Raw genomic sequence first — 12314 nt, forward strand, 5'->3', positions numbered from 1 at the left:
CGGTACGATTTAACGTACGCTTGATTTCGAGTCAAGTACATTCGACCACTCTGCCACCTCTCCATTTGCTGCGGTCTCTCCCGCATTGCTGCGAGAAGGCAAGATTATAGCAGCCGCTTGAAAAAATGGAAGGACTATTTTTCGCCTTCCATTCACCGGCTGCCCGAACCTTTTAAGCCTTCAGATGCGTCAGGCCACCCATGTATGGGCGCAGCACGGCCGGGATCTCGACGCTGCCGTCCGCTTGCTGGTAGTTTTCCAGCACGGCCACCAGGGTGCGGCCCACCGCCAGGCCGGAGCCGTTCAGGGTGTGCGCCAGTTCCGGCTTGCCGGCCGCGTTGCGGAAACGCGCCTGCATGCGGCGGGCCTGGAAGGCTTCGCAATTCGACAGGGACGAAATCTCGCGGTAGGTGTTTTGCGCCGGCAGCCATACTTCCAGGTCGAAGGTCTTGGTGGCGCCGAAACCCATGTCGCCCGTGCACAGCGACATCACGCGGTATGGCAGGCCCAGGCGTTGCAAGATGGCTTCCGCATGGCCGACCATTTCTTCCAGCACCTGGTACGACGTGTCCGGATGCACTACTTGCACCATTTCCACCTTGTCGAACTGGTGCTGGCGAATCATGCCGCGCGTGTCGCGGCCGTAGCTGCCCGCTTCCGAGCGGAAGCATGGCGTGTGGGCCGTCATTTTCAGGGGCAGTTGATCGAGCGCCAGGATTTCATCGCGCGCGATGTTGGTCAGCGACACTTCCGACGTGGGGATCAGGTAGAAGGTCTCGCCCTCGCCTTCCGCGCCGCCTTTTTTCACCGAGAACAGATCGGCTTCGAATTTCGGCAACTGGCCCGTGCCGCGCAAGGAATCGGCGTTGACCATGTACGGCGTATAGCATTCCGTGTAGCCGTGCTCGTCCACGTGGGTGTTGAGCATGAATTGCGCCAGTGCGCGGTGCAGGCGGGCGATGCCGCCCTTCATGACGGAGAAGCGCGAACCGGTCAGCTTGGTAGCCACTTCGAAGTCGAGGCCCAGCGGGCCGCCCACGTCGACGTGATCCTTGACCTCGAAATCGAAGGTGCGTGGCGTGCCGACCTTGCGCACTTCCACGTTGCCCGACTCGTCCGTGCCCAGGGGCGACGATTCATGCGGCAAGTTCGGCACGGCCATGATGAAATCGCTCAGCTTGGCTTGCACCAGGGTCAGGGCCGCTTCATCGGCTTTCAGCTCATCGCCCAGGCCAGCCACTTGCGCCATCACGGCCGAGGTGTCTTCCCCCTTGCCTTTCAACATGCCGATTTGCTTGGACAGCGCATTGCGCTTGCCCTGCAGCTCTTCGGTGCGCGTCTGGATCGCCTTGCGTTCGGCTTCGAGGGCGGTAAAGCCTGCCACGTCGAGCTGGAATTTGCGCGTCGCCAGGCGTTCTGCGACGGTGGCGATGTCTTTACGGAGAAGTTGGATATCTATCATGGGTGGATGGCGGTGCCGATGTATCGAAAGCACTCATTGTACCAAGACCCAGTTCACTTCGATGAGTTTTGCGCAAGGTCAACCATCGTCATGGCGGCCTGGCCGGGCACTCGCGCCCGCTTTACATTTTCTGCTTGGCTTATTGCTTAAATGAACGCGGCTTTTTCGGCAGCGGTCAGGCGGCGGGCGCTGACGGTAACGACAGGCATGTCTGCGGCCTGGGCGATCACGCTGCTGCTGGCGCTCACTTCCAGGGTATTCGCGCCGGCGGTGGCGAAGCTGGCGCCGATGGCGATGATGGCGGCGGCGACAAAGGTGATTTCCATGTTTTTCAGTGCGTTCATGATGTGACTCCTGGTTGGTTTGTTTCGTTGACTGCTGCTGGTATGGTGGTACTTTAGCCAACAGCCGCAAACAACGCCACCGGCTTGCGACCAGCGGCGAAAAACAGGGAGCGAACGGTGAAAATGGGGGACTGAAGGGAAAACAAGGGAATGAACAATGCCTGACAAAACCGTAGCGAGCGGCAGTGATTTGTGGCTAAGAAGCGTAACCGTGCTAGAGCACGGTGAGCATCGCAGGCCGCAAAGCGCGCCGCGCAGTAGGTTTTGACAGGCGTTCTACAAGGCGTCCTTGACCAGACGCCCTAAGCGACCGATAGCCTGCTCAATGCGCGGCGTCCACGCATTGCCGCAATTGAGGCGCAGATAATTGCCGAACTTGCCCGAGGCCGAGAACAGCTGGCCCGGCATATACGCTACGCCGTCCGCGATCGCCTGGCCATGCAGGGCCAGCGCATCGACTTGCGGCGGCATCTGCACCCACAGCACGAAACCGCCCTGCGGCTCGGACAGCATGCAGTCCGCCGGAAAGCTGGCCGCCACGGCGTCGGACATGCGGGCGATGCGCTGCACCAGGGTGCGCCGCATCTTGCGCAGCTGCTGATCGTAGCTGCTGCCTTCCAGAAAGTCTGCCAGCACGGCCTGGAAGAAATGGCTGGTGGCGCCGCTCGACACGGTTTTCAGCAGCGCCACTTCCTGCGCGAAACGCCCGGCCAGCACGTAGCCCACGCGCGACGCGGGGGTGATCGCCTTGGAAAACGAGGAACACAACAGCACATTGCCGCTCGTGTCGTAAGCCTTCACGGGCCACGGACGCTGCGGTGCAAAGCACAGGTCGCCATACACGTCGTCTTCCACCAGCGGAATATTGAATTCCGACAGCAATCCCGCCAGCCGCTTCTTGTTTGCTTCCGGCATGACGCAACCGAGCGGGTTGTTCGCGTTCGGCACGAACAGGCACGCTTGCACGAGGCCGGCGCGCAAGGCCAGTTCCAGCGCGTCGAGCGACGGCCCCGTCTTCGGGTCCGTGGGAATTTCCAGCGCCTTCATGCCCAGGCTTTCGATCATTTGCAGCAGCACGAAATACGTGGCCGACTCGATGGCGATGGTGTCGCCCGGCTTGGCGACGGCGCGCAGGCACAGGCTGATCGCTTCCGTGCAGGAATTCGTCACGACAATCTCGTGCGGGTCGAGCTTGCCCCAGTCCAGCGCGCGGCGCGCCACCTGGCGCAGGAAATTGCCTTCGCTGATGTCGTAGCAGCTGACTTTACTCAGCAGGACAGGATCGCGCCGCGCCACCGCGCTGATGGTGCGCTGCATGCGCTTGATCGGCAAGATTTCGTCGGGCGGCCAGGCCGTGCCCAGCTGCACGATATTCGCCGTTTCGTTATCCTTCAGCACGCGCATCAACAGATTGTTGATGCCGACAAAGGCCGGCTCCTTCAGGTGCTGGGCGTCGGCGCTGCAGGGCCGGCGCGGCGCCCGGTGGCGCACGAAATAGCCGGACTGGGGCCGCGCATCGACTTGCCCCCGGTCTTCCATCAGGCGCAAGGCTTGCATCACGGTACTGATGGAAATGCGCTTTTGCTGCGCCAGGTGGCGTATCGACGGCAGGCGGTCGCCGGGCGCGAACACGCGCGAGTCGATCAGCGCACCCAGCTCGTTGGCCAGGTGCTCGTACAGATTCAAATGCGCGCTCATGTTCATCCCTTCAGTATGCGGCCGCCGCGCGGGGCCGGCACAGATACAGTTGCCCGCTTTTTTGATAAGCACAGTCTACGGCGAAGTGTACTGTATTCATCACAATTTCGTTTTCCTGCATCTGTCATGGTTCACGGCAAGGGCATAAGCTGTTCCTGTCAGCACAACAGGAGCGACGCCATGCATACCGACCACGAATTACGCAGCGAACGTCCCTTGCGCCTGGAAAAAGCGCACGCCAAGGTCATCGAATGCCTGTCCGGCACGGCGTGGATCACGGCCTACGCCCAGTTCGAGGATTGCGTGCTGCGCAGCGGCGAACGCTACACGATACCGAATGACGGCCTGGTGCTGGTCGAAGCCGTGGGTAGCGGACACATCCGCGTCCACTGCACAAGCGCACCGCGCCCCACCCTGCTGCGCTGGCTGAACCTGGCACTGCCTCACACCTTGAATATTAGGAATACATGACTCAAGCACCACCACTGCGCGTCCTCGTCACGGGCGCCGCCGGCGTGATCGGCACCGTTTTCTGGAAGAGCCGGCACGGGGAATTTTCCCTGCGCCTGGCCGACCTGCACACAGGCAAGCTGGCCGAAGCGCCCTGCCCGTTCATTCAGCTCGACGTGAGCGACTACGCCGCCTGCCTGGCCGCCTGCGCCAACATCGACGTGGTGCTGCACCTGGCCGGCGTGCCGCACGCCAGCGCCGATTTCGATGCGCAACTGCTGCAACCGAACGTCATCGGCACGCACAACATCTTCCGCGCGGCACAGGCGCAAGGCGTGAAAAGAGTCGTGTTCGCCAGCAGCGCGCAAGCCGTGGAAGGCTATCCACTCGACGTACAGGTGCATGAGCACATGCCGGCGCGCCCGGCGAACATGTATGGCGCCAGCAAGGCCTTCGGCGAAGGCGTGGCCTCCGCATTCGCCCACCAGCATGGCATGACGGCGATCGCCGTGCGCATCGCCAACGTGGCGCAGTTTGAGAAAGGTCAACAACACAGCGCGCGCGACATCGCCGCCTTCATCAGCGAGCGCGACGTGGTGCAATTGCTGGCCCGCTGCATCGCCGCCGACGTGCCGCCCGGCTACCACGTCGTGCATGGCGTGTCGGACAACCGTTATAAGCGGCTGTCGATCGCAGCGACGCGCCAGCTGGTGGGCTACGCGCCGCAGGATGACGGCTTTACTTTGCTGGGCCTGTAAGCCTCAGCCCTTGCCGGCTGGTTTTCCCGCTTTTCTGTCCAGCTCGCGCAGCCACGCCAGCTTGTCGGCAATCTTGCTTTCCAGGCCGCGGGGCACGGGTTGGTACCAGCCCGGCTCCGCCATGCCATCCGGAAAATACGTTTCACCGGCCGCATACGCATCGGGCTCATCGTGCGCATAACGGTAGGCGTGACCGTAGCCCAGCTCCTTCATCAGCTTCGTCGGCGCATTGCGCAAGTGCACGGGCACTTCCTTCGATTTATCTTTCTTGACGAAGGCCATGGCCGTGTTGAACGCGTTATAGCCGGCATTGCTTTTCGCGGCAATCGCCAGGTAGATGACGGCCTGGCCCAGCGCCAGCTCGCCTTCAGGCGAACCGAGCCGTTCATATGTTTCCGCCGCATCATTGACCATGGTCAAGGCGCGGGGGTCGGCCAGGCCGATGTCTTCCCAGGCCATGCGCACGATGCGCCGCGACAAATAACGGGGGTCGGCGCCGCCGTCGATCATGCGGCAAAACCAGTACAGGGCCGCGTCCGGGTTGGAACCGCGCACGGACTTGTGCAGGGCGGAAATCTGGTCATAGAAATTATCGCCGCCCTTGTCGAAGCGGCGCGAATTCAAGGTCAGCGCATTGTCGACGAAGGCCGCGTCGATTTTGGTCGTGCCCGTCGAGCTGGCGGCCGTCTCGGCCTGCTCCAGCAAATTCAGGAAGCGCCGCGCATCGCCGTCCGCGTAGCCGATCAGGGTGTCGGCCGCCGCCTCGTCGAAGCTCAAGTGCGTCAGCGCCGTACTTTGCGCCTTGGCCAGCAACTGCTTCATCTCGTCTTCGTTGAGCGATTTCAACACATATACTTGCGCGCGCGACAGCAGCGCCGAATTGACTTCGAAGCTGGGGTTTTCCGTCGTCGCGCCGATGAACGTCACCAGGCCCGATTCGACGAAGGGCAGCAAGGCGTCTTGTTGCGATTTATTAAACCTGTGGATTTCATCGACGAACAATAAGGTGTGCTTGCCGAACTGGTCCAGGCTGTGGCGGGCCTGGTCCATGGCTGCGCGGATATCTTTCACGCCAGCAAACACGGCCGACAAGGCGATGAATTCGCTGTCGAAAGCATTCGCCATCAGGCGCGCCAGGGTGGTCTTGCCCACGCCGGGCGGCCCCCATAAAATCATCGAATGGGCCTTGCCCGCTTCAAACGCGAGGCGCAGCGGCTTGCCCGCGCCCAGCAGGTGCGTCTGGCCGATGACTTCGTTCAGGGTGGCTGGCCGCAAGGCTTCGGCCAGCGGCTGGCGCGGTGCGGTGGAAAAGAGATCCGCCATAATGAGTTACCTAATAAGAATGCAAAAGCCCCGCATTGCTGCGAGGCCGGCTCATACGCAAGGCGCAACAGTCTTAATTATTAATGACGTCGGCGCCCTTGGGCATGACAAATTTAAAGTGATTGGCCGAAAGCGCCGGATTCTTCTGGAAGTTCTTGAACGCCAGCACCGAGGTCTGGCCGAACGAATCGCGCAATTCCATCGCTTCCGGCACGCCGTTGCGCAGGCCGATGGTGATTTCATCGAAGGTCGTATCCTTGGCCTTCGGCGTCGCTTTCAGCCATTCCAGGCCATCGCGCGTGCCCGCTTCGGCCAGGGTGAAATTCTTTTCCAGGTCGTTGCTGCCGAACAAGATGGCCGCCGGCGAGGAACCGAGCGCGTCGCCCAGTTTCTTCACCGTCACCTGGCTCAAGTCCTTGTCGTAGATATACAACTTGTCGCCATCGGCTTGCAGCAACTGCTCGTACGGCTTCAGGTACGTCCAGATGAACTTGCCAGGGCGGGCGAACTCGAACGTGCCGCTGGCGGGCGTCGACACTTTCGCCTTGCCGCTGGCGTCCGCCTTCTTGACTTGGCGCTGCACGAACTCGCCCTTGGCCGACTTGGTGCCGGCCGCAAAGCTCTTGAATTGCTCGAGCGCGCTGGCCGAGGCGCTGGCCGCGAACAGCAGGCTGCAGGCAACGCTGGCCGCGCCGATCATCATTTTTGTTGCGAAAGTATTGCTTTTCATTCTTTACCCTTGTTCGGCACTTGCCGCCGGCACCAGGATTTCCCGGTTGCCATTGGATTGCATGGTTGATACCACCCCGCTCTGCTCCATCTGCTCGAGCAGACGGGCGGCGCGGTTGTAGCCGATGCGCAAATGGCGCTGCACCAGCGAAATCGAGGCGCGGCGGTTTTTCAGCACCACCGCCACCGCCTGGTCGTACAGGGCATCGGCCTCGCCGCCGCCCTCGCCCGGCGCGCCGCCTTCGGCGCCGTCGCCTTCCAGGGTGCCGCCTTCGAGGATGCCCTCGATGTAATTAGGTTCGCCCTGCAGCTTCAAATGGCTGACAACGCGGTGGACTTCTTCATCGGACACGAACGCGCCGTGCACGCGCATCGGCAAGCCGGTGCCGGGCGGCATGTACAGCATGTCACCCATGCCCAGCAGGGTTTCCGCGCCCATCTGATCCAGAATGGTGCGCGAGTCGATCTTCGACGACACCTGGAAGGCGATACGCGTCGGGATGTTGGCTTTAATCAAACCCGTGATTACATCTACAGATGGGCGCTGCGTGGCCAGAATCAAGTGCAAACCGGCGGCACGGGCCTTTTGCGCGATGCGCGCGATCAATTCCTCGACTTTTTTACCCACCACCATCATCAGATCAGCCAGCTCGTCGATGATGATGACGATGGTCGGCAGTTTTTCCAGCGGCTCAGGCGAATCCGGCGTCAGGCTGAACGGATTCGGGATGTGTTCCTCGCGCTTTTTCGCGTCGGCAATCTTCGCGTTGTAACCGGCCAGGTTACGCACGCCCATCTTGCTCATCAGCTTGTAGCGGCGTTCCATCTCGTTCACGGCCCAGTTCAGCGCATGGCCGGCCTGGCGCATGTCCGTCACGACGGGCGCCAGCAAGTGCGGGATGCCTTCATAGACGGACATTTCCAGCATCTTCGGATCGATCAAAATCAGGCGCACGTCGAGCGGGTCGGATTTGTACAGCAGCGACAGGATCGTCGCATTGATACCCACGGATTTACCGGAACCGGTGGTACCGGCCACCAGCAAGTGCGGCATTTTCGCCAGGTCGGCCACGACGGGCTTGCCGGCGATATCCTTGCCCAGTGCAATCGTCAGGCTGGACACGCCATCGTTGTAGACCTTGGAGCCGAGGATTTCCGTCAGGCGCACGATCTGGCGCTTGGTATTCGGCAGTTCCAAGGCCATGTAGTTCTTGCCGGGAATGGTTTCCACGACGCGAATCGACGTCAGCGACAGCGAACGGGCCAGGTCGCGCGCCAGGCCCACGATCTGGCTGCCCTTGACGCCCGTGGCCGGTTCGATTTCATAGCGCGTCACCACAGGGCCGGGGTAAGCGGCCACTACCTTCGCATCCACGCCAAAGTCGGACAATTTCTTTTCGATCAGGCGGCTCGTGAATTCCAGGGTTTCCACGGAAACCGTTTCCACCACGGGCGGTGCCTCGTCGAGCAGCGACAAGGGCGGCAGCTTGCCGTCGCCGGGTGTTTCAAACAGATGGGCCTGGCGTTCCTTTTCCACGCGCTCCGATTTCACGACAGTGACCACTTGCGGCTCGATTTTGACGGGCGGCGCGGCCACGTGCTTTTCCACATGCTTGGCCCGTTCGATGACCACCACTTCGTCGCGGCGCACGGCGGCCACTTCGCCCTGGCGGCGGTCTTCACGATCCTGGTAGCGCAGCACGAACCAGTTGAAAACGTCTTCGATGGCGCCGCCGATGCGTTCGGCCACTTGCAGCCAGGACACATGGAAGAACAGGCTGAAACCCAGGCCGAACAGCAGCAACAGCAATAAAGTGGCGCCCGTGAAACCGAAGGCCTCCTTGCTTGCGTGCCCCACCAGCTGGCCCAGCACGCCGCCCGGATCGCGCGGCAGCTGCACGTGCAGGCTTTTCGCCATGCGCAGGTATTCGAGGCCCATGCTGCCGATCAGCATGATGGAGAAGCCGACGATGCGGATCAGCATCTCGACATGGTGCTCGCGCTCCACCTCTTCCTCTTCCAGCAGGAAGCGCTTACTCAGGCGGCGATAGCCATGCCACACCGTGCGCAGCAGCCACACGCACCACCACCAGGCGGAAAAACCGAAGATATACAGCAACAGGTCGGAAAAGGTCGCACCGAGCTTGCCGCCCAGGTTGGCGACCTTGTCGACGTTGGTGGCGTGCGACCAGCCCGGGTCGAGCTTGTTGAAGCTGGCCAGGATCAGCACGAAATACAAGGCAAACGCGGCCAGCGCGAACCAGCGCGCCTCGGACAACAGCCGCACCAGCCGGTTGGGCAGGGGCCGGCGTTCGACCGGTTTTCGGGTGTAGCTATTTTGATTGGCCTGGGCTGGTTTAGTCATTCTGGGAAGCGCTGCAAGGTGAAAAATGTTTCTGAAAGGGAATTTCCCATAATAAGGAAGTATTCTAAGCCATATATGCCCCGGACGGCCCCACGATTCGTCGCTACAGGCGGCTTGGTCTATAATCGTGGATTGCTTGCGCAAGCGCAATACGTCCTTGTTCTTCGCGCGTATGCCCCCAATTCGGATAGACCCCACTCATAGAGAAGCCTCCCATGACCACTACCAAACACGCCCGCGTTTTGATCCTCGGCTCCGGCCCAGCCGGCTACAGCGCCGCCGTCTACGCCGCCCGCGCCAACCTGAACCCGATGCTGGTCACCGGCGTGGAACAAGGTGGTCAGCTGATGACCACCACCGACGTGGAAAACTGGCCAGGCGACCCGATGGGCGTGCAAGGTCCGGACCTGATGCAGCGCCTGCTGCAGCACGCCGAGCGTTTCAATACGGAAATCGTGTTTGACCACATCCACACCACTTTCCTGAATGAAAAGCCGATCCGCCTGAAGGGCGACAGCCACGAATACACGTGCGACACCCTGATCATCGCCACGGGTGCATCCGCGCAATACCTGGGCTTGCCGTCGGAAGCGGAATTCATGGGCAAGGGCGTGTCCGCCTGCGCCACCTGCGATGGTTTCTTCTACCGCAACCAGGAAGTGGCCGTCGTCGGCGGCGGCAATACGGCCGTCGAGGAAGCGCTGTACCTGTCGAACATCGCCAATAAAGTCACCTTGATCCACCGCCGCGACAAGTTCCGCGCGGAAGCGATTTTGATCGACCGCCTGAACGCCAAGGTTGCCGAAGGCAAGATTGTGTTGAAATATAACCACACCCTGGACGAAGTAACGGGCAATGAAGGCGGCGTGACGGGCTTGAACATCAAGTCGACCATCGACGGCAAGGTCGAAGCATTGAGCGTGCACGGCGTGTTCATCGCCATCGGCCACAAGCCGAACACGGGCATCTTCGAAGGCCAGCTGGAAATGCACAACGGCTACATCAAGACCAAGACGGGCCTGGAAGGCATGGCCACCGCCACCAGCGCGCCGGGCGTGTTTGCCGCCGGCGACGTGCAAGACCATATCTACCGCCAGGCCATCACCAGCGCCGGCACGGGTTGCATGGCAGCACTGGACGCCCAGCGCTACCTGGAAGGCCAGGAGTAAGCGTCGCATGGCGTCGATGAAAGACTTTGCCGACCTGAAAGCGGTCAGCAAGCAGCTCAAGGAGCAGGCGGATGCGCGCGCGCAAGCTGCGGCGGAGCGCGTCCAGCAAGCCAAGGTACAAGCCGTGGAGAGCAATCTGTTCAAGGCCAGCATCGGCGGCGTCAAGCGGCTGCCCGAATCGGACCGCTACGTGCCCAGCCTGCCCAAGGCGGGCGCCATGGCAGCCCAGCAGCCGGCCCGCAAGCTGTCGCCGGAAGAGGACGATGCGGCCGTGCTGCGCGAATCGCTGTCGGACTTGTTCGAAGTCGACCATTACCTGGAAAACGATCCCGCCCTGAACTACGCCCGCCCCGGCGTGGGACCGGACGTCGTGAAAAAGATGCGCAAGGGCCACTGGCCCGTGCAGGACGAGCTGGACTTGCACGGCTTGCGCCGCGACGAGGCGCGCGACGGCATCGGCGCCTTCCTGAACCAGGCCACACGGCGCAAGCTGCGCTGCGTGCGCGTGATCCACGGCAAGGGTTTCGGCTCGAAAGGCCAGGAACCGGTCTTGAAATCGATGGTGCACAGCTGGCTCGTGCAAAAGGATGAAGTCATCGCGTTTTGCCAGGCGCGCCGCTCCGAAGGGGGCGATGGCGCGCTGGTGGTATTGCTTTCTTCCGCACTGCAGCCGATCCGCTAGGCTTGACAGCAAGCAATTACAATTCAGTCACCAGTTCCGCACTGCACACGGCCCCGTTTGTCACCATTCGGGGCCGTGTCATGTTAACCTGTGACAATTATTTCCTGCTCAAGCGCTCCACCCATGATGCCACCCCAATTGCCGCCTGGCTCGCTGATCAAGATCATTGAGGTCATTGCCATCCTGGTGGGCGCGTTTTCCGGCTTCATCGAAGCGCGCCGCAAGCGCATGGACCTGGTCGGCGTGTTCGTCGTGGCCTTCATCACGGCATTCGGCGGCGGCACCCTGCGCGACATCCTGCTCGACAAGCGGCCCCTGTTCTGGGTTTCGCACCAGGAATACGCAATTTTGATCTTCGTGCTGGCCCTGACGGCCGCACCCCTGATCCAGCATTTGCGGCAAATCGTCTCGGAACGCCTGATCGTCATCGCCGACGCCATCGGCCTGGGCATGTTCGCCATCGCGGGCGTGGCCGAAGCCATGCGCGCCGGCATGCCGATCTTTATTGCCTCGATGATGGGGGTGATTACGGGGATTTTCGGCGGCGTGATGCGCGACATCGTCTGTAACGAAGTGCCGATGGTGTTTCGCGACGGCAAACCGTATGCGATCTGCGCGTTTTTCGGCTGCTGGGCTTATTTATTGCAGATGCACTTCGGCGCCGAGCACGACTTCGCGCTGTGGACCAGCGCCAGCGGCATCACGATTCTGCGCCTGATATGCTGGAAATTCGACATGCGCTTGGGGCGCTGAACGGTGCTGATGCGTAATCCATAATATTATTGGCAACTCATGTCGGATTACGCGCTGGCGCTAATCCGACCTACGGTCTGCTGAAGAACATCTACATAGCGCCTGCCAGAAGCGTAGCGAGCGGCAGCGATTTGTGGCTAAGAAGCGCAACCGTGCTGAAGCACGGTGAGCATCGCAGGCCGCAAAGCACGACGCGCAGTAGCTTATGGCTGGTGCTAGACGGCGTCTGGACCCGTTTCGCCCGTACGGATGCGGATGACCTGCTCCACGTCGCGCACGAAGATCTTGCCATCGCCGATCTTGCCCGTGCGGGCCGCCTTGATGATGGCGTCGACCACCAGTTCCGACACGCTGTCGTCCACCACCACTTCGACTTTGACTTTCGGCAAGAAGTCGACCACATACTCGGCGCCACGGTACAGCTCGGTATGGCCTTTCTGGCGGCCAAAGCCCTTCACTTCCGTCACGGTCAAGCCCGTCACGTTCACATCGGCCAGGGCCTCGCGTACTTCGTCGAGCTTGAATGGTTTGATGATGGCGGTAATCTGTTTCATGGCTACTCCTTAAAATTGTTGGATTGT

General features: G+C 61.3%; 12 protein-coding genes. 5 read left to right on the forward strand and 7 right to left on the reverse strand.

Annotation, left to right across the window (positions count from 1 at the left end):
• Positions 1-172: 172 nt before the first annotated feature.
• The 3 genes from serS to NCG91_RS26280 form a co-directional block, all read right to left on the reverse strand.
• Positions 173-1462 carry a serine--tRNA ligase gene (serS, locus tag NCG91_RS26270; RefSeq protein WP_251351832.1) on the reverse strand — a complete coding sequence of 430 codons (1290 nt, stop codon included), beginning with the start codon at positions 1460-1462 and terminating at the stop codon, positions 173-175.
• A 146-nt stretch (positions 1463-1608) separates the two neighbouring features.
• On the reverse strand, positions 1609-1806 hold the full coding sequence (locus NCG91_RS26275) for a hypothetical protein (RefSeq protein ID WP_099664811.1): 198 nt from the start codon (positions 1804-1806) through the stop codon (positions 1609-1611).
• A 276-nt stretch (positions 1807-2082) separates the two neighbouring features.
• Positions 2083-3504, reverse strand: a complete 1422-nt coding sequence (locus tag NCG91_RS26280; protein WP_251351833.1) for an aminotransferase-like domain-containing protein — start codon at positions 3502-3504, stop codon at positions 2083-2085.
• 180 nt (positions 3505-3684) lie between these two features.
• On the opposite strand from NCG91_RS26280, the gene NCG91_RS26285 reads away from it, so the two are divergent.
• Positions 3685-3975, forward strand: a complete 291-nt coding sequence (locus NCG91_RS26285) for a DUF2917 domain-containing protein (RefSeq protein ID WP_251351834.1) — start codon at positions 3685-3687, stop codon at positions 3973-3975.
• Positions 3972-4712, forward strand: a complete 741-nt coding sequence (locus tag NCG91_RS26290; RefSeq protein WP_251351835.1) for an NAD-dependent epimerase/dehydratase family protein — start codon at positions 3972-3974, stop codon at positions 4710-4712. The genes NCG91_RS26285 and NCG91_RS26290 overlap by 4 nt, the downstream gene beginning before the upstream one ends.
• Before the next feature lie 3 nt (positions 4713-4715).
• On the opposite strand, the gene NCG91_RS26295 is transcribed toward NCG91_RS26290, so the two are convergent.
• The 3 genes from NCG91_RS26295 to NCG91_RS26305 form a co-directional block, all read right to left on the reverse strand.
• Positions 4716-6035: a replication-associated recombination protein A gene (locus NCG91_RS26295; protein WP_251351836.1), complete on the reverse strand. Its 1320-nt coding sequence runs from the start codon at positions 6033-6035 to the stop codon at positions 4716-4718.
• A 73-nt stretch (positions 6036-6108) separates the two neighbouring features.
• Positions 6109-6765, reverse strand: coding sequence for an outer membrane lipoprotein chaperone LolA (gene lolA, locus NCG91_RS26300; protein WP_133992709.1), 657 nt, complete (start codon positions 6763-6765; stop codon positions 6109-6111).
• A gap of 3 nt (positions 6766-6768) precedes the next feature.
• Positions 6769-9129 carry a DNA translocase FtsK gene (locus NCG91_RS26305; protein ID WP_251351837.1) on the reverse strand — a complete coding sequence of 787 codons (2361 nt, stop codon included), beginning with the start codon at positions 9127-9129 and terminating at the stop codon, positions 6769-6771.
• Positions 9130-9344: 215 nt separating this feature from the next.
• Here NCG91_RS26305 and trxB point away from each other — a divergent pair, with 215 nt between their 5' ends.
• From trxB to NCG91_RS26320, 3 genes are all read left to right on the forward strand, one after another.
• Positions 9345-10298, forward strand: a complete 954-nt coding sequence (gene trxB / locus NCG91_RS26310) for a thioredoxin-disulfide reductase (protein WP_034786153.1) — start codon at positions 9345-9347, stop codon at positions 10296-10298.
• Between the two features lie 7 nt (positions 10299-10305).
• A complete protein-coding gene (locus tag NCG91_RS26315; protein WP_099664817.1) occupies positions 10306-10980 on the forward strand; it encodes a Smr/MutS family protein in 675 nt (224 codons plus the stop codon).
• 123 nt (positions 10981-11103) lie between these two features.
• Positions 11104-11733 carry a trimeric intracellular cation channel family protein gene (locus NCG91_RS26320; protein WP_034786156.1) on the forward strand — a complete coding sequence of 210 codons (630 nt, stop codon included), beginning with the start codon at positions 11104-11106 and terminating at the stop codon, positions 11731-11733.
• Between the two features lie 215 nt (positions 11734-11948).
• Here NCG91_RS26320 and NCG91_RS26325 read toward each other — a convergent pair whose 3' ends face one another.
• Positions 11949-12287: a P-II family nitrogen regulator gene (locus tag NCG91_RS26325; protein ID WP_034758685.1), complete on the reverse strand. Its 339-nt coding sequence runs from the start codon at positions 12285-12287 to the stop codon at positions 11949-11951.
• Positions 12288-12314 lie beyond the last annotated feature (27 nt).

This window comes from Janthinobacterium kumbetense (genome assembly GCF_023703445.1).
GTDB classification, from domain to species: domain Bacteria; phylum Pseudomonadota; class Gammaproteobacteria; order Burkholderiales; family Burkholderiaceae_D; genus Janthinobacterium; species Janthinobacterium kumbetense.

What these genes read in the sequence shown, in the direction of transcription:
- serS (WP_251351832.1), bottom strand. Translation starts at nt 1,462, where the DNA reads ATGATAGATATCCAACTTCTCCGTAAAGACATCGCCACCGTCGCAGAA.
- NCG91_RS26275 (WP_099664811.1), bottom strand. Translation starts at nt 1,806, where the DNA reads ATGAACGCACTGAAAAACATGGAAATCACCTTTGTCGCCGCCGCCATC.
- NCG91_RS26280 (WP_251351833.1), bottom strand. Translation starts at nt 3,504, where the DNA reads ATGAGCGCGCATTTGAATCTGTACGAGCACCTGGCCAACGAGCTGGGT.
- NCG91_RS26285 (WP_251351834.1), top strand. Translation starts at nt 3,685, where the DNA reads ATGCATACCGACCACGAATTACGCAGCGAACGTCCCTTGCGCCTGGAA.
- NCG91_RS26290 (WP_251351835.1), top strand. Translation starts at nt 3,972, where the DNA reads ATGACTCAAGCACCACCACTGCGCGTCCTCGTCACGGGCGCCGCCGGC.
- NCG91_RS26295 (WP_251351836.1), bottom strand. Translation starts at nt 6,035, where the DNA reads ATGGCGGATCTCTTTTCCACCGCACCGCGCCAGCCGCTGGCCGAAGCC.
- lolA (WP_133992709.1), bottom strand. Translation starts at nt 6,765, where the DNA reads ATGAAAAGCAATACTTTCGCAACAAAAATGATGATCGGCGCGGCCAGC.
- NCG91_RS26305 (WP_251351837.1), bottom strand. Translation starts at nt 9,129, where the DNA reads ATGACTAAACCAGCCCAGGCCAATCAAAATAGCTACACCCGAAAACCG.
- trxB (WP_034786153.1), top strand. Translation starts at nt 9,345, where the DNA reads ATGACCACTACCAAACACGCCCGCGTTTTGATCCTCGGCTCCGGCCCA.
- NCG91_RS26315 (WP_099664817.1), top strand. Translation starts at nt 10,306, where the DNA reads ATGGCGTCGATGAAAGACTTTGCCGACCTGAAAGCGGTCAGCAAGCAG.
- NCG91_RS26320 (WP_034786156.1), top strand. Translation starts at nt 11,104, where the DNA reads ATGATGCCACCCCAATTGCCGCCTGGCTCGCTGATCAAGATCATTGAG.
- NCG91_RS26325 (WP_034758685.1), bottom strand. Translation starts at nt 12,287, where the DNA reads ATGAAACAGATTACCGCCATCATCAAACCATTCAAGCTCGACGAAGTA.